This window comes from Pseudomonas sp. R15(2017) (assembly GCF_002112685.1).
Taxonomy (GTDB): domain Bacteria; phylum Pseudomonadota; class Gammaproteobacteria; order Pseudomonadales; family Pseudomonadaceae; genus Aquipseudomonas; species Aquipseudomonas glycinae.
Map to the genome: position 1 here is coordinate 673,792 of NZ_NEII01000001.1, position 23,639 is coordinate 697,430.

The following is a 23,639-nucleotide window of genomic DNA, read 5'->3' on the forward strand; positions in this document are numbered from 1 at the left end:
GATTAACGAACGGCATCGCTGCGCAAGTCAGCAGAAAGTCCGTTTTCAGGGGGGGCAGGTGGCCTGTCGCGGGCAGGCAGCACCGAATGTCAGGGCTTCGGATCCGCCTTGGCCACGGTCACCCACCATGGCGTGTGCTGTTCGATCTGCACCGGCAAAGTCGGCAGCAGGGCGTTCAGCGCCTTGTCGGTGTCGTGCAGCGGGAAGCTGCCGGTGATGCGCAGGTCGGCGACTTCCGGCGCGATGCCCAGATGGCCGCGACGATAGCGCCCGAGTTCATGCACCAGGTCTTCCAGGCGCGCGTTGTCCACTACCAGCATGCCGCGGGTCCAGGCATCGGCGCCGGGGTTGAGCGCCACCACCGAATCCAGACCGTTATTGCGGATCAGCACTTGCTGGCCTTCGCGCAGGATCTGTTCCTGCGGATCGGATTGCGGATGCGCCGCCACCGCCGACTGCAACACGCTCAGGCGCGTGCCGGCGTCTTCGCGCTTGACCAGGAACCGCGTGCCCAGGGCGCGCATGCTGCCCTCGGCGGTTTCGACGATGAACGGCCGTGCATCGCCGTGACCGGTTTCGACGAGGATTTCGCCTTCCTGCAACACGATCAGGCGTTGTTTTTCATCGAAGCGGACATCCACTGCGCTGTGGGTATTGAGGTTGAGCACGGTGCCGTCGGTCAGGCGCACGGTGCGCTGTTCGCCGGTGGATGTGCGTTGATCCGCGAGCCAGTAGTCCAGCGGCAGATAACGTTCACCGGCAAACAGCGCCAGCCCAACCACCGCCACGACACTGGCCAATCCGCTGCCCAGCTTGCGCACCCGGCGGCGGATGCCTTCGCGCGATTGCAGCAACGCGCTGCGTGCCGGGCCCTTGGCCACGCTGAAACGCTGGTCGAGCATGCCCAGCTGGCGCCAGGCGCGGGCGTGTTCTTCGTTGGCCGCGTGCCATTTGGCGAACTCTTCGCGCTCCAGCGGCGTGCTGGAATCGAGGGTCAATTGCCAGGCAATCGCCGCGTCCAGCACATGGGCCGGGACCGGTCTAGAACTGGCCGGGCTCATGTTGGCTCACCGTACAGCGCGATGTAGCACTGTCGAATACCTTGGGCCAGGTACTGGCGCACGCGCGGGACCGACACGCCGAGTTTGTCGGCGATCTCGGCGTGGGTCAGGCCGTCGAGGCGGTTATAGAGGAAAGCGGCGCGGGCCTTGGTCGACAGCTTGCCGAGCATGCGGTCGATGGCCTTGAGGTCTTCGAGGATCAGTTGCTGTTCTTCGACCGAGGGCTGCTCGCCCTCGGGGATCAGCATCAGTTCGGTCAGATACGCCTGTTCCAGCGCCGCCCGGCGGAAGTAGTCGAACAACAAGCCTTTGGCAATGGCCACCAGAAACGCCCGGGGTTCGCGCGGTGTCAGCAGTTCGTCGCGGCCGAGCAGGCGGACGAAAGTGTCCTGGCTCAGGTCTTCGGCCCGTTGCGGGCAAGCCACGTTACGCCGCAGCCAAGCCAGCAGCCAGCCGCGGTGGTCGCGATACAACGCACCGACGAGCTCACTGTGAGGGCTTTGGGCTGAAGACACGACGACACCGACTGGGAAGTGTTAACTAACGAGAATTGTTCGCGATTGTGGCAGAGGTGGGAATGGTTAGCAATTGGCCACCGGTCGGGTTGTCGGGCGACAACCCGGATTCAGAACGAATGCGTCTGCTGGCGGCGCTTCCACTGACTCAGGCGTTGCTGCAGATTCAGCGGACTGTGGATCTGCTGCTGGCGCGCCCGACTGAACAGGATCAGCGCCAGTTCCGCGGTGGCCAGAGCATCGGCGCTCGCATGGTGGCGCTCGAACACTTCGAGCTTGAACCAGTCGATCCACTCGTCCAGCCCCGCCTCGCGAATATGTGCCTGCGGGCAAACCAGCGGGGCGATCTGCGCCACATCGAGAAACACCGTCTGCAACTTGTGCCCGAGATGTTCCTTCAGTGCGCGGCCGAGCATGTGCTGGTCGAACGAAGCGTGAAACGCCAGCACCGGACTGTCGCCGATAAACTCCAGCAACTCGACCAGGGCTTCGGTGGGCTCGCTGCCGGCGGCAATCGCGCTCGGGGCCAAGCCGTGAATCAACACGCTCGGGCCGAGTTTCAACTCGTGACATTGCAGGGTGCGTTCGAATTGCTGACTGAAGTCGATCGCACCGTCCTCGATCACCACCGCGCCGATCGACAGCACCCGATCCTTGCTCAGGTTCAGCCCGGTGGTTTCCAGATCCAGCACTACCCAGCGTTGCTCGCGCAGGCTGCACTCGCGCAGTTCGCCGATGGCCGGCAGTTTCGTCAGGCGCTGTTGCAGGTCGTCCGGCACAACGGGGCTGGCCGGACGCAGCCACGAGAACAGGCTCATAGCTGATACCGCAGGGTCAGGCTGCTTTGCAGGCGCTGGGCCTGGCGCAGGGATTCACGCAGGATGCGCCGGTCCAGATGATTGAGGCTGTCGGGATCGACCCGGTTCGAATACGGCAGGTTTTCCCGGGTCTGCAATTGATGCTGCTGCATGCGCGTCTGCTGAATGAAGTGGTACGCCTCTTCGTACGCGGCGCCATCCAGCCGGTCGATGACTTCTTTATCCACCAGTTGGCGGAAGCGTTCGAGGGTGTTGTTGGCGTCGATGCCGTTGGCCAGTGCCAGCAGGCGCGCACCGTCGACAAACGGGGTCAGGCCCTGAATCTTCAGGTCCAGGGTGGCTTTCTCGCCGTTCTTGCGGGTCAGCACGAACTCACGGAAACGTCCCACTGGCGGGCGGTTGCGCAAGGCGTTCTCGGCCATCATCCGCTGGAACAAACGATTGTCGCCGACCTGATCGAGAATCCCCCGGCGCAATTGTTCGCAACCCTGTTCGTCGCCCCAGACCACGCGCAGGTCGAAATAGATGCTGGAGCCCAGCAGGTTCTCCGGCGTCGCCTCGCGAATGAACGCGGAAAACCGTCGGGCCCATTCGGCACGGGACAGGCACAGCTGCGGATTGCCGGCCATGACGTTGCCCTTGCACAGGGTGAAACCGCATTGCGCCAGGCTGGTATTGATCTGCTGGGCGATGGGCAGCAGCTTGCCGCGAATCTCCGCCGCATGGACCGCATCCCGCGCATCGAACAGAATGCCGTTGTCCTGATCGGTGTGCAGCGTCTGCTCGCGCCGGCCTTCGCTGCCGAAGCACAGCCAGCTGAACGGCACACCGGGATCGCCTTTTTCGGCGAGGGTCAGTTCGATCACCCGGCACACGGTGTGATCGTTGAGCAGGGTGATGATGTGGGTGATCTGGGTCGACGAGGCGCCGTGAGCCAGCATGCGCTCCACCAGTTGGCCGATCTCGCCGCGCAGGGTCACCAGTTGTTCGACCCGCTGGGCGCTGCGAATGGTCCGCGCCAAGTGCACCAGATCCACCCGCTGCAGCGAGAACAGATCCCGCTCGGAGACCACGCCGCACAGGCGCCGATCCTTGACCAGACAGACGTGGGCGATGTGCCGTTCGGTCATGGCAATCGCCGCGTCGAAGGCGCTGTGATCCGGCGACAGATAGAACGGCGAGCGGGTCATGTGACGGTCGATCGGCTCGCTGAAATCGCCAACCCCTTCAGCCACTACATGCCGCAGATCGCGCAGGGTGAAAATCCCCAGCGGCGCCTTGTGCTCATCCACCGCGACGATGCTGCCGACCTGTTGTTCGTGCATCAGCTTCACTGCTTCGCGCAGTGGGGTGGAAGAGCTGCAGGTCACCGGATGGCGCATGGCCAATTCGCCGAGACGGGTGTTTAGCGAGTATTGGGTGCCGAGGGTTTCCACGGCTTTCTGCTGGACTTGCTGATTGACCTGATCCAGCAGGCTGCTGACCCCGCGCAGGGCGAAGTCGCGGAAGGTGTTGGAGAGGGCGAACAGCTTGATGAACGCCAGTTTGTTCAGTTGCAGGCAGAAGGTGTCTTCGCCAGCCAGATGCTCGGTGCGGGTCGCCCGTTCACCGAGCAACGCGGCAAGGGGAAAACACTCGCCGGTGGTGATTTCAAAGGTGGTTTCGGTGCCGCCCTTGGCCGTGTGCGGACGTTCGCCGACTACCCGGCCCTGCTTGACGATGTAGAAGTGTTCGACCGGCCCGTCGGCGGGTTTGATGATGCTCTCGCCCTGACCGTAGAAGCGCAGCTGGCATTGCTCCACCAGATAGGCCAGGTGAGCGTGTTCCATTTGATTGAAAGGGGGGAAGCGCTGGAGGAATTGCAAAGTGCCCTGAATGTTCTGCAACACCGCGGTTTTCCCTGCCTGGGTGAAGGCGTCCGCTTTACTCATAACCATTACCGCAGTCTTTTTCGAATTGTTGTTGTCGGATCGTTGCAGCCATGGTCGGCCCCATCGCGCGGGGTGCCCATTGGACGTAAGTCTAGGTTGGGCATGCCGTTGGGTAGTTTTCGGATATGCCCTACAAAATCAGTCGGAAATTCTTCGGTTCGCCCCTTGGAAAAAAATCCGACGAAGTGCACATTGAAGCTCTGCCCAGCGATGTCTGACCACTGTGCCAGGGGATCGAATTGAAAACGTAGAGAACGCCATGTCCGACCACGATATTTTGAGCGACGCCGAGCGGGAAGCGCTCAGCGCTGTAATGCTCGAACCCGATCTGCCACCGCAGCGTGTATTGATCGTCGATGACGACAAGGACGCCCGGGAGCTGTTGTCGGAGATTCTGGGATTGGACGGTATCCGTTGCATGACCGCCGCCAGCGGCGAAACCGCGCTGAAAATGCTCGCGGAAAAACCTTCGATCGGGTTGGTGATCACCGATCTGCGCATGGGCAACGTCGATGGCCTGGAGCTGATCCGCCAGGTGCGCGAATCCGTCAGGGCGGCGATGCCGATCATCATTGTGTCCGGCGATGCCGACGTGAAGGATGCGATTGCGGCGATGCATTTGAGCGTGGTGGATTTTTTGCTCAAGCCGATTGATACCGCCAAATTGCTCGGTCTCGTCAGACATGAGCTGGGCATCGAGCCCTAGCCAATCCGGCGCAAACAAAAAAAGCCCTGATCGAAAGATCAGGGCTTTTTCATGTCCGGCATCTGCGCGGGTTACAGGCCGTTGGCAGCCTTGAACTCGCGGCGACGACGGTGCAGGACCGGCTCGGTGTAGCCGTTCGGCTGTTTGGTGCCCTCGATCACCAGTTCGACTGCCGCCTGGAAGGCGATGTTGCTGTCGAAGTTCGGGGCCAGCGGACGGTACAGCGGGTCGTTGGCGTTCTGACGGTCCACCACCGGCGCCATGCGCTTGAGGCTTTCCATCACTTGCGCCTCGGTCACTACACCGTGGCGCAGCCAGTTGGCGATGTGCTGGCTGGAGATACGCAGCGTCGCACGGTCTTCCATCAGGCCTATGTCGTTGATGTCCGGCACTTTCGAGCAACCCACGCCCTGATCGATCCAGCGCACCACGTAACCGAGAATGCCCTGGGCGTTGTTGTCCAGTTCGTTCTTGATCTGCTCCGGCGTCCAGTTCGGGTTGACCGCCAGCGGAATGGTCAGGATGTCATCGACCGACGCGCGGGCACGTTTGGCCAGCTCGGCCTGACGGGCAAACACGTCGACCTTGTGATAGTGCAGCGCGTGCAGCGCAGCGGCGGTCGGCGACGGAACCCAGGCAGTGTTGGCGCCGGCCAGCGGGTGAGCGATTTTCTGTTCGAGCATCGCTGCCATCAGGTCGGGCATCGCCCACATGCCTTTACCGATTTGCGCACGACCTTGCAGGCCGGTGCTCAGACCGATATCGACGTTCCAGTTCTCGTAGGCGCCGATCCATTTCTCGGCCTTCATGTCAGCCTTGCGCACCATCGGGCCGGCTTCCATGGAGGTGTGGATTTCGTCGCCGGTGCGGTCGAGGAAACCGGTGTTGATGAACACCACGCGCTCGCTGGCCGCCTGGATGCAGGCCTTGAGGTTGACTGTGGTACGGCGTTCCTCGTCCATGATCCCGACTTTCAGGGTGTTGCGCGCAAGGCCCAGCACGTCTTCGATGCGACCGAACAGCTCGTTGGTGAACGCCGCTTCTTCCGGGCCGTGCATCTTCGGTTTAACGATGTAGACCGAACCGGTGCGGGTGTTCTTGCGTGAAGTGTTGCCGTTCAGGTTGTGCATCGCTGCGAGGCAAGTCACCAGACCGTCGAGGATACCTTCCGGCACTTCGTTGCCGTGCTTGTCGAGGATCGCGTCGATGGTCATCAGGTGACCGACGTTACGCACGAACAACAGCGAGCGGCCGTGCAGGGTCAATTCGCTGCCGTCGACCTTGGTGTAGGTGCGATCCGGGTTCATGGTACGGGTGAAGGTCTGGCCGCCCTTGGACACGGATTCCGCCAGGTCGCCCTTCATCAGGCCGAGCCAGTTGCGGTAGATCACCACCTTGTCGTCGGCATCGACAGCCGCCACGGAGTCTTCGCAGTCCATGATGGTGGTCAGCGCTGCTTCCATCAGGATGTCTTTGACGCCGGCGGCATCGGTCTGGCCGACCGGGGTGCTGGCGTCGATCTGGATTTCGAAATGCAGGCCGTTGTTTTTCAGCAGGATCGCAATCGGCGCATTGGCATCGCCCTGGAAGCCGATCAGCTGTGCGTCTTTGCGCAGGCCGCTGGTGCTGCCGCCCTTGAGGGTGACGACCAGTTTGCCGTCAGCGATCTTGTAGCCGGTGGAATCGACGTGGGAGCCGGTCGCCAATGGCGCGGCTTCGTCGAGGAACGCACGGGCGAAGGCGATGACTTTGTCGCCACGCACCTTGTTGTAGCCTTTGCCTTTTTCCGCGCCGCCGGCTTCGCTGATGGCGTCGGTGCCATACAGGGCGTCGTACAGCGAGCCCCAGCGGGCGTTCGAGGCGTTGAGGGCGAAGCGGGCGTTCATCACCGGGACCACGAGTTGCGGGCCGGCGGTACGGGCGATTTCGTCATCGACGTTTTGCGTCGTTGCCTGGAAATCAGCCGCTTCTGGCAGCAGATAACCGATCTCTTGCAGGAAGGCTTTATAGGCCACGGCGTCGTGCGGCTGACCGGCACGGCTCTGGTGCCAGCCATCGATACGAGCCTGGAAGTCATCGCGTTTGGCGAGTAGGGCTTTGTTCTTTGGCGCCAGGTCGTGAATGACCTTGTCGGCACCTTCCCAGAATTTGTCGGCGGTGAGGCCGGTACCGGGAATGGCTTCGTTGTTCACGAAGTCGAACAGGACTTTGGCGACCTGCAGGCCACCGACTTGAACGTGTTCAGTCATTGCTTGCCTCACTCTGCTCAGCTATTTCGCTTTTCAGCTCTTCAATTTAACAATGAAGCCTCTGGCCATTTAAACCACAAACCCCTCGACCAGTACATGCCATCGCTGGCGGCTGGGCTGGGACCAATCAACGGCTCGGGGGCCTTGCTGACGGGGCTTTCAGGGTTGCGAACGTGCCTTGGGCAGACATCGATCCAGCGTTATGTAGTGCGCGCTGCGGCATACTACATGATGAGTTGCGGTTGTGAAAATCAGACTAATTACGTCGTTCTGCGACCCCATGACGCATTGCGGTCACGGCGCGGAACGGGATGTTCTCAAAAAACCAATGGATTGTTCCAGTTAAATATAAAAAGTTGTACACGATTTGTGACTTCGAGCGTCTGAGGCGTCTGTGGAACGCTTGCCTATACTTGCTCTTCTATAACAAAAGTCATGACAAGAGGGCTGCGCCATGGATCACCTCGTACTCACCGTCTTCGCACCGGACAAGCCCGGGCAGGTCGAGCGCATCGCCCAATGCATCGCCGAGCACGGCGGCAACTGGCTGGAAAGCCGCATGTCACGGATGGCCGGGCAGTTCGCCGGGATCCTGCGGGTGGGCGTGCCGGCGGAGGCTTACGACGAATTAGTCGATGCCTTACAAGCACTGTCGGCACAGGGCATTCGCGTGCTGGTGGCCGAAAGCGGTATCGAACAGGCCTGCACCTGGAAACCGATCGCCATGGAACTGGTGGGCAATGATCGTCCGGGGATAGTGCGTGACATCACCCGGCTGCTGAGCGAGCAGGGCGTGAACCTCGAACGGCTGGTGACCGAAGTACGTCCGGCACCGATGAGCAGTGAACCGTTGTTCCACGCCGAAGCGATTCTCGCCGTGCCGCTGACTTTGTCGCTGGACGTGCTGCAATCGCGCCTGGAAACCCTGGCCGATGACTTGATGGTGGAACTGGTGCTGCGCACCGACCTGTGAAGACGGATCGGGTTATCCAGTTTAAACGTGCACCTGCCTGTGGATAACCTGTAGAGACTGAGCGCCAGGCCACGTCCGCCGTGGCTTGCCGAAGATTGATCAAAAAACCGCCAGCATTCAGTGACTTGCGCACAAACGGCGGGGATCACGCTGTGGATAACCTTGGGAAGGAACGATACAGGCCACGAGAACCGTGGCCTGTGAAGGTTTGTGCGTTTTTTGATCAGCTGCGCCGGCGCAGACTCATCCATGCATCGACGCTGTACACCGCCAGACCGGCCCAGATAAACATGAAGGCGATCAGGGTGCTGGATGACAAGTGCTCGCCGAACAGCAGCACGGCTTGCAGAAGCACCAGCGTCGGCGCCAGGTATTGCAGGAAACCGAGGGTGGTGTAGGGCAGATGTCGTGCGGCCGCGTTGAAGCACACCAGCGGCACCAGCGTCACCGGACCGGCCGCCACCAGCCACCAGGCTTCGGAAGTGGTCCAGAACTCGGCCTGGGCACTGGTCGCGGTCGGATTGAACAGCAGCCACGCGAGAGCGATCGGCACCAGCATCCAGGTTTCCACCACCAGCCCCGGCAGCGCCTTGACCGGCGCCTGCTTGCGGATCAGCCCGTAGAAACCGAAGGTCAGCGCCAGCACCAGCGACACCCACGGCAGGCTGCCGACCTGCCACACCTGCTGCGCCACACCGATAGCCGCCAGACCGACCGCCAGCCACTGCATGCGGCGCAAGCGTTCGCCAAGGATCAGCATGCCCAGCAGCACGTTCACCAGCGGGTTGATGTAATAACCGAGGCTCGCCTCCAGCATCCGGCCGTTGTTCACCGACCACACGTAAGTCAGCCAGTTGGCCGCGATCAAGGTGCCGCTGAGCGCAAGAATCGCCAGGCGTTTCGGGTTGTCGCGCAGTTCCTGCCACCAGCCGGGATGCTTCCACACCATCAACAGCAGCGCGCCGAACAGCGCCGACCACAGCACTCGATGAATGATGATTTCCACCGCCGGCACTTCGGCGATGGCTTTGAAGTAGAGCGGGAACAGTCCCCAGATGATGTAGGCACTCAGGCCCAGAATGTACCCGCGACGCGGGTTGGCGGCTTGCATGCAGAATCCTTGCTTAGGCAGCTAACAAAGCAGCGATTGTACGGGCAGTTGTATAGACGTGTCGTGTCAGAAAAGCTTCAACGGCTCTTCGTTCAGCGCCGATAGTTGCTCACGCAACGCCAGCACCTGATCGCCCCAATACCGCTCGCTGCCGAACCACGGAAAGCTGCGGGGGAACGCCGGATCGTCCCAGCGTCGGGCCAGCCACGCGCTGTAATGCATCAGGCGCAAGGCGCGTAGCGGTTCGATCAGCGCCAGTTCGCGCGGGTCGAAGTCATGGAATTCGTTGTAGCCGTCCATCAATTCCGACAGCTGCCCGAGACAATCCTGACGATCGCCGGCGAGCATCATCCAGATGTCCTGCACTGCCGGGCCCATGCGGCAGTCGTCGAGGTCGACGATGTGGAACATCTCGTCGCGGCACATCATGTTGCCGGGGTGGCAGTCGCCATGCATGCGGATGTTCTGGTGCGGCGTGCTGGCGTAGACGTCTTCCACACGCTTGAGCAGGTCGCGGGCGACAGACTCGTAGGCCGGCAGCAGGCTCCTGGGAATGAAGTTGCCTTCCAGCAAAGTGGTCAGCGAGTCATGGCCGAAGTTCTTCACCGCCAGCGCTTCGCGGTGCTCGAACGGTTTGGTCCCGCCGACCGCGTGCATGCGCCCGAGCAATTGGCCGAGGCGATACAACTGATCGAGATTGCCCGGCTCCGGCGCCCGACCACCGCGACGGGGAAACAGGGTGAAACGAAATCCGGCGTGTTCGTGCAGGGTTTCGCCGTTGTGGATCAATGGCGCCACCACCGGGATCTCGACGTCGGCCAGTTCGAAGGTGAACTGGTGTTCTTCGAGAATGGCTTCGTTGGTCCAGCGCTGTGGGCGATAGAACTTGGCGATCAGCGGTTCCGAGTCTTCGATGCCGACCTGATAGACGCGGTTTTCGTAACTGTTGAGCGCCAGAATGCGCGCGTCGCTCAGGAAGCCGATGCTTTCGACGGCATCGAGCACGAGGTCTGGGGTGAGGGTTTCAAACGGGTGGGCCATGCTGACTCCTGCGCGCAGCAGGCTGCCGCGTCCGGCTCAGCATGGTAGCGCAGACGGGCTGTCTTGAGTGGGATCGTTCCCGTGCAGCGCACGGGAACGATCAGAGCGTCGCCCGATCAGGCGCCGACGATCCCGCCATCTTCACGGGTAATCGCCATCACCGATGAGCGTGGCTTGCCGTTCGGCAGGTGCTCGGGGAAGGTCGAACCGCCGTTCTCGCCCGGATGCTGAATCCCGACGAACAGGGTTTTCTGATCCGGCGAGAAGCTGATCCCGGTGACTTCACACCCGATCGGCCCGACCATGAACCGGCGAATCTCACCGGTCGCAGGATCGGCGCAGAGCATCTGGTTGTTACCCATCCCGGCGAAATCACCGGCGTTGCTCGAATCTCCGTCGGTGAGGATCCACAACCGTCCGGCCTTGTCGAAGCCGAGGCCGTCGGGGCTGTTGAACATGTTCTGCGGGGTGATATTCGAAGAGCCGCCTTTCGGCGTACCGGCGTGGACGCTCGGGTTGCCGGCGACCACGAACAAATCCCAGGCGAAGGTCTTCGACGCGTGATCGTCGCGGTCGGTGCGCCAGCGCAGGATCTGCCCGTAGACGTTCTTCTCGCGGGGGTTCGGCCCGCCCACCGGTTGCCCGTCTTCGCCGCGTTTGGCGTTGTTGGTCAGGGTGCAATAAACCTGGCCGTCTTTCGGGCTGACCACGATCCATTCCGGACGGTCCATGCGCGTGGCGCCGACCACACTGGCGGCGAGACGTGCGTGAATCAGCACTTCGGCCTGATCGGCGAAACCACTGCTGGCGTCGATGCCGTTCTTGCCGTGGGTCAGTTCGATCCACTGGCCCTGGCCTTTCGGGTGATCCGGATTGCCGTCGCCGGCATCGAACCTGGCGACGTACAGCGTGCCGTGATCGAGGATGTCGCGGTTGGCTTTGGCGTTGCGGTGATTGATCTTGTCGCGGCTGACGAATTTGTAGATGAACTCGCCGCGTTCGTCGTCGCCCATGTACACCACGGCGCGACCGTCGTCGGTCTCGGCCAGTGCGGCGTTTTCATGTTTGAAGCGGCCCAGCGCGGTGCGTTTGACCGGGGTCGATTGCGGGTCGAACGGGTCGATCTCCACGACCCAGCCGTGACGGTTGAGCTCGTTGGGGTTCTTCGCCATGTCGAAGCGCGGGTCGAACAGGTGCCAGTTGATCTCGCGGCTGGCGGCCGACACGCCGTAGCGTTTCTGCGCCGGGTCGAATTGTTGCTGGGCGTTGCTGCTGCCGAAGCAGTCGGTGAAGTTCTCTTCGCAAGTCAGATAAGTGCCCCACGGCGTCTTGCCGTTGGCGCAGTTCTGGAAGGTGCCGAGGACTTTCTTGCCATGCTTGTCGGCGCTGGTTTTCATCAGCTCGTGGCCGGCAGCCGGGCCGCTGATACGCAGCGGCGAGTTGCCGTGGATGCGCCGGTTGTAGCGCGAACCCTGGACGAACTGCCACTGGCCGTTCTTGCGCTGCACTTCGATCACTGACACGCCTTCGCAGGCCAGGGCCTTGCGCACGTCCTCGGCCGATTGCGGCATGCCGCCGTGCGGATAGAGGTAGCGGTAGTTGGTGTATTCGTTGTTGATCGCCATCAACGCACGGTTTTTCTCGCCCGGGAATTCGAACAGGCTCATGCCGTCGTTGTTGTCGCCGAATTGCACTTCCTGTGCAGCCGCGGTGCCATTGCCGCTCGGGTCGAAGGCCGGGCCGTTCTTGTGCAGCGGTTGACCCCAGCTGATCAGCACCGACGACTTGTAGCCCTTGGGCAGGCTGATGGTGTCGGTGGTGGCCGCCGGAATGCTGTCGAAGCCGAGCAGACGGCTGTTGCCGGCGCTGACACTGGCGGCCAGCACGCTGCGGCTCAGCAGGTTGCCGCCGAGGAACATCGCCGCGCCGCACAGCGCGCCGGCGCTGATGAAACCGCGACGGCTCAGGCCGACCATTTTTTCCAGGTCTGTGGATTGGTTTTCTTCTAATAGGCTCACATCAGGCTCCCTGCATGGTTTTGGCAGCCACCTTAATGCGGGTCGATGACGCTTTCGTTGCAGCGCTGTTTAGAGCGGTGTTCCCAGCAGCACATTCGACGGGGAAAACTGCACCTGCACCGCTTGCTCGACCGTCAGGCCCCGGGTGCGCAAGTCCAGCGGTTCGGCCAGCGCACACAGGGTCTGGCCGTTGGGCAGGGCGATGCGCACTTCGCTCGGGCCGTCTTCGGCGTCGAGAATCGCCTCGATCCGGCCGCTCAACAGATTGTGGCCGACGGCAGGTGTGGCCTGTGGAGCGAGCAGTTCGAGCCAGCCGGCCTTGATCAGTGCCACCACTTCGGTGCCCGGTTGCAGCTCCAGGTGAACGGTGCTGTCGTGGGTGATCTGCGCGTCGATCGACAGGCCTTCGGCCAGTTCGAGGCGGATCAGGTCGTTGCGGCCCTGGCCTTCGATCAGCACGACTTTGCCGTGCAGTTGATTGCGCGCGCTGGTCCTGAGCATCAGCCGACCGAGCAGGTCCAGATCGCTGGCGTCCTCGGCCGCTTCCAGCACCTGGGCCTGCAAGGCTTGCAGCTTTTGATACAGGCGCAGCACTCGCTCGCCCTCGCTCGAGAGTCTGGCGCCACCGCCGCCCTTGCCGCCGACCGCGCGCTCGACCAGAGGCTTTTGCGCAAGGTTGTTCAGCTCATCGATGGCATCCCACGCCGCCTTGTAACTCAGGCCGGCGCTTTTTGCGGCGCGGGTGATCGAACCCTGTTCGGCGATGTGTTGCAGCAAGGCGATGCGCTGCGGACGGCGGACGATGTGCTGGGACAACAGAGAGGGCAGGGCCATGGCGGACGCTTTGTGCTGAAGGGTTGAGGGAGGACGTTGGCGGCTCGAAGCGTATCCGTCAAGCCGCGTCGCCGGGTTTTGGCGTGCGGGCCAGGCAGTACACATCCACCCGCGCGGCGCCGGCGTCCATCAGCAAACGGGCCAGTGCCTGAGCGGTGGCGCCGGTGGTCAGCACGTCGTCGACCAGGGCCAGGTGCCGGCCTTGCACCTGGGCATCGGGGCTCAAGGCGAAGGCGTGACGCAGATTGCGTTTACGCGCCTTGGCGTTGAGGGCCTGCTGGGCGTCGGTATCCTGCACGCGCAAAAGGCTGTGCTCCTCGCAAGGCAGGTCGAGTGACTTGCCCAGCCACTGCGCGAGCATCGCCGCTTGGTTGAAGCCGCGCTGGCGCAAGCGTTTCGGCGCAAGCGGCACCGGCAGCAGGGCGTCCGGGCGCGGCAGGTCTTCTTCGAAGCGATGTTGCAGGAATTGGCCAAGAACGTCGGCGAGCAAGTGGCCAAGCGGCCATTTGCCGTTGTGCTTGAAACGGGTGATCAGCGTGTCCACCGGAAAGCTGTAAGTCCAGGGCACGGCCACCGTTTCAAAGGCCGGCGGTTCCTGCAGGCAGCCGCCACAGGTCAGGCCGTAGGCGGGCAAGGGCAGGGCGCAGTTCAGGCATTGATCGCCCAGCCACGGCAAATCGGTTTCACAAGCGCTACAGATCGGGATTTGCGCGTCTGCCGGTTCGTCACACAACAAGCAGCGTTGTTTGTTTTTTAACCAGATGTAAACCGGTCTCTCGTAGTCTGGTTGACAGCGCATGACTCTTCCTTAAATATGCCGAACATCCGTGTCGTGCCTGTGGGTATTCCGTTTCCCCAGGCGCCAGCCAAGCATAACCAAGGAAACGCCCATGAGCGCCAGCACCACTGCCACCCTGCGTCACGACTGGACTTTGGCTGAAGTCAAAGCACTGTTCGTTCAGCCATTCAACGACTTGCTGTTCCAGGCGCAGACGGTGCACCGCGCGCATTTCGACGCCAACCGCGTCCAGGTTTCCACCCTGCTGTCGATCAAGACCGGTGCCTGCCCGGAAGATTGCAAATATTGTCCGCAGTCCGGTCACTACAACACCGGGCTGGAAAAAGAGAAGCTGATGGAAGTGCAGAAAGTCCTCGAAGAGGCTGCACGCGCCAAGGCCATCGGTTCGACCCGTTTCTGCATGGGCGCGGCGTGGAAGCACCCGTCGGCCAAGGACATGCCCTATGTGCTGAAGATGGTCGAAGGCGTGAAGGCCATGGGCCTGGAAACCTGCATGACCCTCGGTCGTCTCGATCAGGATCAGACCGAAGCACTGGCCAAGGCCGGGCTCGACTACTACAACCACAACCTCGACACCTCGCCGGAGTTCTACGGCAGCATCATCACCACCCGCACCTATGCCGAGCGTCTGCAGACCCTGGCCTATGTGCGCGATGCGGGGATGAAGATCTGCTCCGGCGGCATCCTCGGTATGGGCGAGTCCCTCGATGACCGCGCGAACCTGCTGATCCAGTTGGCCAACCTGCCGGAGCACCCGGAATCGGTGCCGATCAACATGCTGGTGAAAGTCGCCGGCACGCCGCTGGAAAACGCTGACGACGTCGATCCGTTCGACTTCATCCGCATGCTCGCCGTGGCGCGGATCCTGATGCCGCAATCCCACGTGCGCCTGTCCGCCGGCCGCGAAGCGATGAACGAGCAGATGCAGGCCCTGGCGTTCTTCGCCGGCGCCAACTCGATCTTCTACGGCGACAAACTGCTGACCACCGCCAACCCGCAGGCCGACAAGGACATGCAGTTGTTCGCACGTCTGGGCATTCAGCCGGAAGCCCGCGAAGAGCACGCCGACGAAGTGCATCAGGCTGCCATCGAGCAGGCGCTGGTGGAGCAGAAGAGCAGCGAGCAGTTCTACAACGCGGCGGTCTGAAACTCGCCCCGATTTGCTGAAGCAACACTCCTGTGGGAGCTGGCTTGCCAGCGATAGCGGACTGACAGTTGACACTGATGTTGAATGTGGCGCCGCCATCGCTGGCAAGCCAGCTCCCACAAGATCGGTGTCCATCCTGATTCATGTGATTTGACAGTTCGAGGCTTGCATGTCTTTCGATCTCGCCGCACGCCTTGCTGCCCGTCGTGCCGACAATCTCTATCGCCAGCGACCGCTGCTTGAAAGCCCGCAAGGGCCGCAAGTGGTGGTCGACGGTCAGCCGCTGCTGGCGTTCTGCAACAACGATTACCTGGGCCTGGCCAATCATCCGCAAGTGATCGAAGCCTGGCGCGCCGGTGCCTCGAAGTGGGGCGTCGGCGGCGGTGCCTCGCATCTGGTGATCGGCCACAGCGGCCCGCATCACGAATTGGAAGAAGCTCTGGCAGACCTCACCGGAAGGCCACGTGCGCTGCTATTCACCACCGGTTACATGGCCAACCTCGGCGCGGTCACCGCATTGGTCGGGCAGGGCGATACGGTGCTCGAAGATCGGCTCAACCATGCCTCGTTGCTGGATGCCGGATTGTTGTCCGGCGCGCGCTTCAATCGTTATCTGCACAACGACGCTGACAGCCTCGCCAAGCGTCTGGAGAAAGCCACCGGCAATACGCTGGTGGTCACTGACGGCGTGTTCAGCATGGACGGCGATCTCGCCGATCTGCCGGCGCTGGCCCGGGAAACCAGGGCCAAAGGCGCTTGGCTGATGGTCGATGACGCCCACGGTTTCGGCCCGCTGGGGGCAAACGGTGGCGGGATCGTCGAGCATTTCGGTTTGAGCCAGGAAGATGTGCCGGTGCTGGTCGGCACGCTCGGCAAAGCGTTCGGCACGGCGGGTGCGTTCGTGGCAGGCAGTGAAGAACTGATCGAAAGCCTGATCCAGTTCGCCCGCCCGTACATCTACACCACCAGCCAGCCACCGGCGCTGGCCTGCGCAACCTTGAAGAGTCTGGAGTTGCTGCGCAGCGAACACTGGCGTCGCGAGCATTTGCAGACGCTGATCCGCCAGTTCCGCCATGGCGCCGAACAGATCGGTCTGGAACTGATGGACAGCTTCACGCCGATCCAGCCGATCCTGATCGGCGATGCCGGTCGCGCCGTGCGTCTGTCGCAGATGCTGCGCGAGCGTGGACTGATGGTCACCGCAATCCGGCCGCCGACCGTGCCTGCCGGCAGCGCGCGGCTGCGGGTGACGCTGACCGCCGTCCACAGCGAGGCACAGGTGCGGCTATTGTTAGAAGGACTGGCCGATTGCTTTGCGCAACTCAAGTCGGAGCCAAGCCATGCGTGATCGCCTGATTCTGCTGCCGGGTTGGGGGCTCGGCGTTTCGCCGCTGGAGCCGCTGGCCGCTGCGTTGCGCGGACTCGACGAACACCTGCAGGTCGACATCGAGCCGTTACCGGAGCTGGACTCCAGCGATCTGCAGGACTGGCTCGACGAACTCGATGAGCGCATCCCCGAAGATGCCTGGCTCGGCGGCTGGTCGCTGGGCGGCATGCTCGCGTCCGAGCTGGCGGCGCGGCGTGGCGAACATTGCTGCGGCTTGCTGACCCTGGCGAGTAATCCTTCGTTTGTCGCCCATGAGCAGTGGCCGAGCGCGATGCCCGGCGAGACCTTCGATGCGTTCCTGGCCGGCTGCAGCGCCGACCCGCGCACGACCCTCAAGCGATTCTCTCTGTTATGCGCCCAGGGCGCGCAAGACGCGCGCGGCTTGTCGCGGCTGTTGCTCGGCGGCGCGCCGAATACCTCGCCAGCCGCGTTGATGGCCGGTCTGGAATTGTTGGCGCAGATCGATACACGCGAAGCCTTGCAGGCGTTTCGTGGTCCGCAATTGCATCTGTTTGGCGGGCTGGACGGGCTGGTGCCGGCGGAAGCCGCGGGCGAGTTGTTCGCGTTGCTGGCGGATGTCGAGGTCGGCCTGATCGAGCAGGCCAGCCATGCGTTTCTTCTGGAAGACCCCCACGGTGTGGCGGGTGCGATCCAGGCGTTTTTGAGTGAGTGCGGTGATGACTGATTTGTCTGTTGCGGCGTTGCCCGGCGGCTTGCCTGACAAGCGCCAGGTCGCGGCTTCTTTTTCTCGCGCAGCGGCCAGCTATGACAGCGTCGCCGAGTTGCAGCGCGATGTCGGTACACAGTTGATGAATCGCTTGCCGGTGGATTTTCGGCCGGCACGCTGGCTGGATCTGGGCTGTGGCACCGGCTATTTCACTCGGGCGCTGGCCGAGCGATTTGGTGAGGGGCTGGCACTGGATATCGCCGAGGGCATGCTCCGTCACGCGCGGCCGTTGGGTGGGGCCACGCACTTTATTGCTGGCGATGCCGAACGTTTACCGTTGCAGGATTCGACGTGTGATCTGATCTTCTCCAGCCTCGCCGTGCAGTGGTGCGCAGACTTCGAAGCGGTGCTCGGCGAAGCGTTTCGGGTGCTGAAGCCGGGGGGGATTTTCGCGTTTGCTAGTCTTTGTGCAGGGACGCTGTACGAGTTGCGCGACAGCTGGCGTCAGGTCGATGGTCTGGTGCACGTCAACCGCTTCCGCGAATTCGCCCGCTACGAGCAATTGTGCGCGGCCAGTGGTTTGCGCAGTGTTTGTCTGGAGAACCGGCTGCATGTGCTGCATTACCCGGATGTGCGCAGCCTGACCCATGAACTCAAGGCCTTGGGCGCGCATAACCTGAACCCTGGCCGGCCGGGTGGGTTGACCGGACGGGCGCGGATTCTGGGGCTGGTCGAAGCCTACGAGCAGTTCCGTCAGCCGCAGGGCTTGCCGGCGACTTATCAGGTGGTCTACGCCGTGTTGGAGAAACCCTTATGAGCGCAGCCTATTTCATCACCGGAACCGACACTGACGTTGGCAAGACCACCGTCGCCGCCGGGTTGCTGCACGCTGCGCGGTCGGCGGGGCTGAGTACGGCGGCGGGCAAACCGGTAGCGTCCGGTTGCGTAGTGACGCCCAGAGGTTTACGCAATTCCGATGCGCTGGCGTTGCAGGCCGAATGCTCGTTGCCGCTGACGTATCAACAGGTCAATCCGGTGGCGTTCGAGCCAGCGATCGCGCCGCATCTGGCAGCGCGTGAGGCGGGTGTGGCGCTGACCGTGCAATCGTTGCTGGGGCCGATGCGCGAGATTCTGGCCATGAACGCCGACTTCACGCTGATCGAAGGCGCAGGCGGCTGGCGGGTTCCGTTGGCGGATCAGGACAATCTGTCGGATCTGGCGATTGCGCTGAAGCTGCCGGTGATTCTGGTGGTCGGTGTGCGTCTGGGTTGCATCAGCCACGCGCTGTTGACCGCCGAGGCGATTGCCCGAGACGGGCTGCAATTGGCCGGATGGGTGGCGAACATCATTGATCCGAAGACGTCGCGGCTCGAAGAAAACCTCGCGACACTGGCCGAGCGGATTCCGGCACCCTGCCTGGGGCGGGTGCCGAAACTCAAGGCCGTCAGCGCCGAAGCGGTCGCCGATCACTTGCAACTGGATCTGCTCGACTGATTTTGGCTATGATAAGGCACTGTGCCATTAGTGTTTTTGACGGGTGTTTTTCTGACGCCTCTGATTCAATGGCACCCATTGATCCTTCCCAAGGATGAGAGCTCCCATGGAAATCTCTGGAAACACAGCTTTTTATGCAGGTCTGAGCACCATTCAGACCGGGCAGAACCGCGTCGATCAGGCCGCCAGCCAGATCGCCAACAACGCCATCGAGCGTTCGGTTACCAGCCAGTCTTCCGAAGCCCAGATCGATCGCCTGCGCAGTGTGGATCGCAGCCAGCAAATGGATCCGGGCAGCGCCATGGCCGAGATGGCCCAAGGCAAGTTTCAAGTGGAGCTGGGCACGAAAGTCGCGAAGGCTTCCGATGAAATGCTCGGTACGATCATCGATACGTTCGCCTGATTTTTTGATCCGAGCTTTGCCAGACGCCGCGACTGTTCGCGGCGTTTTTCGTTGTAAGTCCTTCTCCCTCAACTAATCTTTTTTCAGTGCACATGGCCCGGTCGGGTGCATGTCGCGCTGCTGTGTCCGGCGTTCGGAAAATGTGATGACGAATGGCAAAAGAACGACGCTTGACAAGATTTCGGCGTAAACGTATGTTTCAAACAACTGTTTGACCGTCACAACAAATCAATGCGGTCGTTCATTCCCGGTTACATCAGCAGAGGTTTATCGCTATGCCTGACTACAAGGCCCCCTTGCGTGATATTCGCTTCGTTCGTGACGAATTGCTCGGCTACGAAGCGCACTATCAGAGCCTTCCAGCGTGCGCAGAAGCAACGCCGGACATGGTTGACGCCATTCTCGAAGAGGGCGCCAAGTTTTGTGAGCAGGTGCTGGCACCGCTGAACCGCGTGGGTGACACCGAAGGCTGCACCTGGAGCGAGTCCGGCGTGAAAACCCCGACCGGCTTCAAAGAGGCCTACAAGCAATTCGTCGAAGGCGGCTGGCCAAGCCTGGCCCATGACGTCGAGCACGGCGGTCAGGGTCTGCCTGAGTCGCTGGGTCTGGCTGTCAGCGAGATGGTCGGCGAAGCCAACTGGTCGTGGGGCATGTACCCGGGCCTGTCGCACGGCGCGATGAACACCATCTCCGAGCACGGCACCCCAGAGCAGCAGGAAGCCTATCTGACCAAACTGGTCTCCGGCGAATGGACCGGCACCATGTGCCTGACCGAGCCGCACTGCGGCACCGACCTGGGCATGCTGCGTACCAAGGCCGAACCTCAGGCCGACGGTTCCTACAAAGTTTCCGGCACCAAGATCTTCATCTCGGCCGGTGAACACGACATGGCCGACAACATCGTCCACATCGTACTGGCCCGCCTGCCGGACGCACCGGCCGGCACCAAAGGCATTTCCCTGTTCATCGTTCCGAAGTTCCTGCCGAACGCCGACGGCACCGTCGGTACGCGTAACGCCGTGACCTGTGGTTCGATCGAACACAAGATGGGCATCCACGGCAACGCGACCTGCGTGATGAACTTCGACGGCGCGACCGGTTTCCTGATCGGTCCGGCGAACAAAGGCCTGAACTGCATGTTCACCTTCATGAACACCGCACGTCTGGGTACCGCGCTGCAAGGTCTGGCCCACGCCGAAATCGGTTTCCAGGGCGGCCTGAAGTACGCTCGCGATCGCCTGCAAATGCGTTCCCTGACTGGCCCGAAAGCGCCGGACAAGGCCGCTGACCCGATCATCGTTCACCCGGACGTACGCCGCATGCTGTTGACCATGAAGGCATTCGCCGAAGGCAACCGTGCGATGGTGTACTTCACCGCCAAACAGGTCGACATCGTCAAATACGGCGTGGACGAAGAAGAGAAGAAGAAAGCCGACGCACTGCTGGCCTTCATGACTCCGATCGCCAAAGCGTTCATGACCGAAGTCGGTTTCGAATCCGCCAACCACGGCGTACAGATCTACGGCGGCCACGGCTTCATCGCCGAGTGGGGCATGGAGCAGAACGTCCGCGACAGCCGCATCTCGATGCTGTACGAAGGCACCACCGGCATCCAGGCACTCGACCTGCTGGGCCGTAAAGTGCTGATGACTCAAGGCGAGGCTCTGAAAGGCTTCACCAAGATCGTCCACAAGTTCTGCCAGAACAACGAAGGCAACGAAGCCGTCAAAGAGTTCGTCGCACCTTTGGCTGCACTGAACAAAGAGTGGGGCGAGCTGACCATGAAGGTCGGTATGGCTGCCATGAAAGATCGCGAAGAAGTCGGCGCGGCCTCGGTGGACTACCTGATGTACTCCGGTTACGCCTGCCTGGCCTACTTCTGGGCTGACATGGCGCGTCTGGCTGCCGAAAAACTGGCTGCCGGCACCACCGATGAGGCGTTCTACACCGCCAAGCTGCAAACCGCGCGCTTCTACTTCCAGCGCATCCTGCCGCGTACCCGTACGCACGTGGCCACCATGCTGTCGGGCGCCAACAACCTGATGGACATGAAAGAAGAAGACTTCGCACTGGGCTACTAAGCCTCAACGCAGTCTTTTGAAAAACCGCTGCTCCTTCGGGGGCAGCGGTTTTTTTGTGCCCGGATTTCCCCAATCCCGGGGCTGATTCCCCAGCATTGATGAGGGCGCTGCTCAGCCGACCCCTTGCGATTATTGATTCAAAATGTTTCCAGAAGAGTGGCCAATTAATTGCACTGCCCGATTTACCGGTGCTAACCAGAACTGCCTGCTCAAAGAAGCAAGACGCCCGGCACTTAACAACAACAGTCAGGGTGAAGCCTATGAACATCAGTCGACTCGCTCGTTTGACCTTCTGGTTACCCATCGCGCTGTCAGTCCACAGCGCCTGGGCCGCCGACCCCGCCGTGGTCGATCCTCCCGTGCCGGAGGTGCCTTCGCTGCAATCGTTGCGCGGGATGGTGCCCCCCGATCCGTCCGGAACCGAAGGCGGGCGCAAGGTCGACCTGATGACCGACTACGTGCTCAATCGCCAGGCTGCGATCCTGCTGGGCAAGGCGCTGTTCTGGGACATGGAGATCGGCAGCGATGGGTCCACGGCCTGCGCGTCCTGCCACTACCACGCCGGCGTCGACCACCGCATCACCAACCAGCTCAACCCCGGCCAGGCGCATACCAACGCCAACGTCGCGTCGATCTTCAACAAACCGTTCGTAGCCTCGGACATTCCCGGTGACGTGGCGTCCTACGCGACATTGTCCGGTGGCAAGGGTGGCCCGAACTACACGCTGAAGAAAACCGACTTCCCGACCCACGTGCTGAGCAATCCGCTGGAGCGCAACTCGCCCATCGTGTACTCGACGGACGATGTGGTCGGCTCGCAAGGCGTGTTCGACGCCAACTTCGTCAAACCCAATCAGGCGCGTTTCGACAAATGTACTCAGCAGCCGGACGGTATTTTCCAGGTCGGCGGCATCAACGTTCGCCGCAGCACGGGGCGCAATGCGCCGTCGGTGATCAACGCCGCGTTCAACGTGCGCAACTTCTGGGACGGTCGGGCCAACAACGTGTTCAACGGCTTCTCGCCGTTCGGTAATCGCGACCCGGATGCCGGGATCTACGTGACCAGCGAACGCAGCACGGTCGCGACCAAAGTGCGGCTCGCGCTCAACGATGCGTCTGCCGCCTCGCAAGCCGTCGGCCCACCCGGCAGCCCGGTGGAAATGTCCTGCGGTGGCCGCACTTTTGCCGACATTGGTCGCAGGATGCTCGACACGTTGATGCTCAAGCAGCAGCGGATCTCGTCCACGGATTCGGTACTGGCTCCGGTGTCCGGCGCACGGCGGCCGACCTATCGCGAGCTGATCAAGAACGCCTTCCAGCCCCGGCTGTGGAACGCCACGCAAAACGTTCTGGTGGGCGGCGTGCCGTACACCCAGATGGAGGCCAACTTCCCGCTGTTTTTCGGCCTGGCGATCCAGATGTATGAGGCCACGCTGGTGTCCGATCAGGCGCCGATCGATGCTTACCTGCAGGGCGATCACACGGCAATGAACGCGCAACAGGTGGAGGGCATGAACCTGTTTCTCGGCAAGGGCAAATGCGTCAATTGCCACGGCGGACCGGAGCTGACCAACGCCGCCAGCCGCTTGCTGATGCACCCGCGCGAACGCATCGAGCGGATGGTGATGGCCGACAACCTGACCACCCTTTACGACAACGGCTTCTACAACACCGGTGTGCGCCCGACCTCGGAAGACCTGGCCCTCGGCGGCGCGGATGCCTGGGGCAATCCATGGTCGTTCACCCGGCAGTACAACAGCGTGTTGCAGGGCGGCCGGTCGGTGGATCCGCTGGACGTCGATGTCTGCACGTTCGAGGCACCGTTGAGTGCGGCGATTCCGTGCGATGCCACGCTCAAACCGAATGTCGGCTTCCGCGATTCGGTCGACGGCGCGTTCAAGACTCCGACCCTGCGCAACATCGCTCTGACCGGGCCATACTTCCACAACGGCAGCCGCTCGACGCTCAAGCAGGTGATGGAGTTCTATAACCGTGGCGGTGACCGGCGTGGTGAAGATGCCAACAACACCAGCGGCTTTGAGCATCCGGCGGTGAATCAGCACAACACCTCCAACCTCGATCCGGACATGACGGCGCTGAACCTGACGCCCGATGAAATCGACGCGCTGGTGAAATTCATGGAGGTCGGCCTGACCGATCCGCGCGTGGCCTGGGAGCGCGCGCCGTTCGATCATCCGTCGCTGGTGATCCCGCAGGGCCACATCGGCGATGAGAATGCCGTGACTCAACGCCCGGCCAGTCCGAAGGTCACGACTCGCCAGGCGATGGACGCATCGCTCAATCTCAAGCCTTACGGTGCTGAAGGCCGGCCGGCAGCAGAGGGGCCATTGCAGCCGTTCTACAACGATCTCTGAGCATAAAAACACACCATGGCCATCAAGAA

The 23,639-nt window shown here is 62.0% G+C and carries 20 protein-coding genes; 10 read left to right on the forward strand and 10 right to left on the reverse strand.

All coding sequences use genetic code 11. The features are described from left to right. Positions 1-89: 89 nt before the first annotated feature. The 4 genes from CAF77_RS03155 to CAF77_RS03170 all read right to left on the reverse strand — a co-directional run bounded on the left by CAF77_RS03155 (position 90) and on the right by CAF77_RS03170 (position 4,331). Positions 90-1,061, reverse strand: coding sequence for a FecR domain-containing protein (locus tag CAF77_RS03155; RefSeq protein WP_085654014.1), 972 nt, complete (start codon positions 1,059-1,061; stop codon positions 90-92). Continuing rightward, entirely contained in the window at positions 1,058-1,576 is a 519-nt protein-coding gene (locus CAF77_RS03160; RefSeq protein ID WP_039768032.1) for an RNA polymerase sigma factor, read from the reverse strand. Before CAF77_RS03160 ends, CAF77_RS03155 begins: the two co-directional genes overlap by 4 nt. A 110-nt stretch (positions 1,577-1,686) precedes the next feature. Continuing rightward, positions 1,687-2,394 (reverse strand): PolC-type DNA polymerase III, encoded by a 708-nt coding sequence (locus CAF77_RS03165; RefSeq protein ID WP_011336254.1) that lies wholly within the window; start codon positions 2,392-2,394, stop codon positions 1,687-1,689. Further along, positions 2,391-4,331, reverse strand: a complete 1,941-nt coding sequence (locus tag CAF77_RS03170; RefSeq protein WP_085654015.1) for a putative nucleotidyltransferase substrate binding domain-containing protein — start codon at positions 4,329-4,331, stop codon at positions 2,391-2,393. Before CAF77_RS03170 ends, CAF77_RS03165 begins: the two co-directional genes overlap by 4 nt. Before the next feature lie 253 nt (positions 4,332-4,584). Between CAF77_RS03170 and CAF77_RS03175 the strand changes: the two genes are divergently transcribed. Beyond that, positions 4,585-5,031, forward strand: a complete 447-nt coding sequence (locus CAF77_RS03175) for a response regulator (protein ID WP_085654016.1) — start codon at positions 4,585-4,587, stop codon at positions 5,029-5,031. Between the two features lie 71 nt (positions 5,032-5,102). On the opposite strand, the gene CAF77_RS03180 is transcribed toward CAF77_RS03175, so the two are convergent. Next, entirely contained in the window at positions 5,103-7,280 is a 2,178-nt protein-coding gene (locus tag CAF77_RS03180) for a malate synthase G (protein ID WP_085654017.1), read from the reverse strand. 454 nt (positions 7,281-7,734) lie between these two features. Here CAF77_RS03180 and CAF77_RS03185 point away from each other — a divergent pair, with 454 nt between their 5' ends. Continuing rightward, positions 7,735-8,253 (forward strand): glycine cleavage system protein R, encoded by a 519-nt coding sequence (locus CAF77_RS03185; RefSeq protein WP_011336250.1) that lies wholly within the window; start codon positions 7,735-7,737, stop codon positions 8,251-8,253. Positions 8,254-8,476: 223 nt separating this feature from the next. On the opposite strand, the gene rarD is transcribed toward CAF77_RS03185, so the two are convergent. From rarD to CAF77_RS03210, 5 genes are all read right to left on the reverse strand, one after another. After that, on the reverse strand, positions 8,477-9,364 hold the full coding sequence (gene rarD / locus CAF77_RS03190) for an EamA family transporter RarD (protein ID WP_064380284.1): 888 nt from the start codon (positions 9,362-9,364) through the stop codon (positions 8,477-8,479). Between the two features lie 66 nt (positions 9,365-9,430). After that, the gene (locus CAF77_RS03195; protein ID WP_064380286.1) at positions 9,431-10,405 is read right to left on the reverse strand and encodes a serine/threonine protein kinase; all 975 of its coding nucleotides are present in this window, start codon (positions 10,403-10,405) and stop codon (positions 9,431-9,433) included. Positions 10,406-10,521: 116 nt separating this feature from the next. Further along, the gene (locus CAF77_RS03200) at positions 10,522-12,423 is read right to left on the reverse strand and encodes a PhoX family phosphatase (RefSeq protein WP_064380288.1); all 1,902 of its coding nucleotides are present in this window, start codon (positions 12,421-12,423) and stop codon (positions 10,522-10,524) included. Positions 12,424-12,492: 69 nt separating this feature from the next. Continuing rightward, complete coding sequence (locus CAF77_RS03205; protein ID WP_064380291.1) at positions 12,493-13,257, reverse strand: TOBE domain-containing protein; 765 nt, start codon at positions 13,255-13,257, stop codon at positions 12,493-12,495. Positions 13,258-13,315: 58 nt separating this feature from the next. Next, on the reverse strand, positions 13,316-14,056 hold the full coding sequence (locus tag CAF77_RS03210) for a ComF family protein (protein WP_064380292.1): 741 nt from the start codon (positions 14,054-14,056) through the stop codon (positions 13,316-13,318). A gap of 91 nt (positions 14,057-14,147) precedes the next feature. Here CAF77_RS03210 and bioB point away from each other — a divergent pair, with 91 nt between their 5' ends. From bioB to CAF77_RS03250, 8 genes are all read left to right on the forward strand, one after another. Beyond that, a complete protein-coding gene (bioB, locus tag CAF77_RS03215; RefSeq protein ID WP_011336244.1) occupies positions 14,148-15,203 on the forward strand; it encodes a biotin synthase BioB in 1,056 nt (351 codons plus the stop codon). A 169-nt stretch (positions 15,204-15,372) separates the two neighbouring features. Continuing rightward, positions 15,373-16,551 (forward strand): 8-amino-7-oxononanoate synthase, encoded by a 1,179-nt coding sequence (gene bioF / locus CAF77_RS03220; RefSeq protein WP_064380294.1) that lies wholly within the window; start codon positions 15,373-15,375, stop codon positions 16,549-16,551. After that, complete coding sequence (locus CAF77_RS03225; protein WP_064380297.1) at positions 16,544-17,275, forward strand: alpha/beta fold hydrolase; 732 nt, start codon at positions 16,544-16,546, stop codon at positions 17,273-17,275. Before bioF ends, CAF77_RS03225 begins: the two co-directional genes overlap by 8 nt. After that, positions 17,268-18,074 carry a malonyl-ACP O-methyltransferase BioC gene (gene bioC / locus CAF77_RS03230; RefSeq protein WP_064380299.1) on the forward strand — a complete coding sequence of 269 codons (807 nt, stop codon included), beginning with the start codon at positions 17,268-17,270 and terminating at the stop codon, positions 18,072-18,074. The genes CAF77_RS03225 and bioC overlap by 8 nt, the downstream gene beginning before the upstream one ends. Further along, positions 18,071-18,751 carry a dethiobiotin synthase gene (gene bioD / locus CAF77_RS03235; RefSeq protein ID WP_011336240.1) on the forward strand — a complete coding sequence of 227 codons (681 nt, stop codon included), beginning with the start codon at positions 18,071-18,073 and terminating at the stop codon, positions 18,749-18,751. The genes bioC and bioD overlap by 4 nt, the downstream gene beginning before the upstream one ends. 106 nt (positions 18,752-18,857) lie before the next feature. Further along, positions 18,858-19,154, forward strand: coding sequence for a hypothetical protein (locus tag CAF77_RS03240; RefSeq protein WP_064380301.1), 297 nt, complete (start codon positions 18,858-18,860; stop codon positions 19,152-19,154). Between the two features lie 275 nt (positions 19,155-19,429). Next, the gene (locus CAF77_RS03245; RefSeq protein ID WP_011336238.1) at positions 19,430-21,235 is read left to right on the forward strand and encodes a phenylacyl-CoA dehydrogenase; all 1,806 of its coding nucleotides are present in this window, start codon (positions 19,430-19,432) and stop codon (positions 21,233-21,235) included. Positions 21,236-21,495: 260 nt separating this feature from the next. Then, positions 21,496-23,610, forward strand: a complete 2,115-nt coding sequence (locus CAF77_RS03250) for a cytochrome-c peroxidase (RefSeq protein ID WP_064380303.1) — start codon at positions 21,496-21,498, stop codon at positions 23,608-23,610. The last annotated feature ends 29 nt before the right edge of the window (positions 23,611-23,639 follow it).

Coding starts and splice junctions, on each gene's coding strand:
- bioF (WP_064380294.1), top strand. CDS start 15,373: ATGTCTTTCGATCTCGCCGCACGCCTTGCTGCCCGTCGTGCCGACAAT.
- CAF77_RS03165 (WP_011336254.1), bottom strand. CDS start 2,394: ATGAGCCTGTTCTCGTGGCTGCGTCCGGCCAGCCCCGTTGTGCCGGAC.
- CAF77_RS03185 (WP_011336250.1), top strand. CDS start 7,735: ATGGATCACCTCGTACTCACCGTCTTCGCACCGGACAAGCCCGGGCAG.
- CAF77_RS03245 (WP_011336238.1), top strand. CDS start 19,430: ATGCCTGACTACAAGGCCCCCTTGCGTGATATTCGCTTCGTTCGTGAC.
- bioB (WP_011336244.1), top strand. CDS start 14,148: ATGAGCGCCAGCACCACTGCCACCCTGCGTCACGACTGGACTTTGGCT.
- CAF77_RS03155 (WP_085654014.1), bottom strand. CDS start 1,061: ATGAGCCCGGCCAGTTCTAGACCGGTCCCGGCCCATGTGCTGGACGCG.
- bioC (WP_064380299.1), top strand. CDS start 17,268: ATGACTGATTTGTCTGTTGCGGCGTTGCCCGGCGGCTTGCCTGACAAG.
- CAF77_RS03180 (WP_085654017.1), bottom strand. CDS start 7,280: ATGACTGAACACGTTCAAGTCGGTGGCCTGCAGGTCGCCAAAGTCCTG.
- CAF77_RS03175 (WP_085654016.1), top strand. CDS start 4,585: ATGTCCGACCACGATATTTTGAGCGACGCCGAGCGGGAAGCGCTCAGC.
- CAF77_RS03210 (WP_064380292.1), bottom strand. CDS start 14,056: ATGCGCTGTCAACCAGACTACGAGAGACCGGTTTACATCTGGTTAAAA.
- bioD (WP_011336240.1), top strand. CDS start 18,071: ATGAGCGCAGCCTATTTCATCACCGGAACCGACACTGACGTTGGCAAG.
- CAF77_RS03205 (WP_064380291.1), bottom strand. CDS start 13,257: ATGGCCCTGCCCTCTCTGTTGTCCCAGCACATCGTCCGCCGTCCGCAG.
- rarD (WP_064380284.1), bottom strand. CDS start 9,364: ATGCAAGCCGCCAACCCGCGTCGCGGGTACATTCTGGGCCTGAGTGCC.
- CAF77_RS03170 (WP_085654015.1), bottom strand. CDS start 4,331: ATGGTTATGAGTAAAGCGGACGCCTTCACCCAGGCAGGGAAAACCGCG.
- CAF77_RS03250 (WP_064380303.1), top strand. CDS start 21,496: ATGAACATCAGTCGACTCGCTCGTTTGACCTTCTGGTTACCCATCGCG.
- CAF77_RS03195 (WP_064380286.1), bottom strand. CDS start 10,405: ATGGCCCACCCGTTTGAAACCCTCACCCCAGACCTCGTGCTCGATGCC.
- CAF77_RS03240 (WP_064380301.1), top strand. CDS start 18,858: ATGGAAATCTCTGGAAACACAGCTTTTTATGCAGGTCTGAGCACCATT.
- CAF77_RS03225 (WP_064380297.1), top strand. CDS start 16,544: ATGCGTGATCGCCTGATTCTGCTGCCGGGTTGGGGGCTCGGCGTTTCG.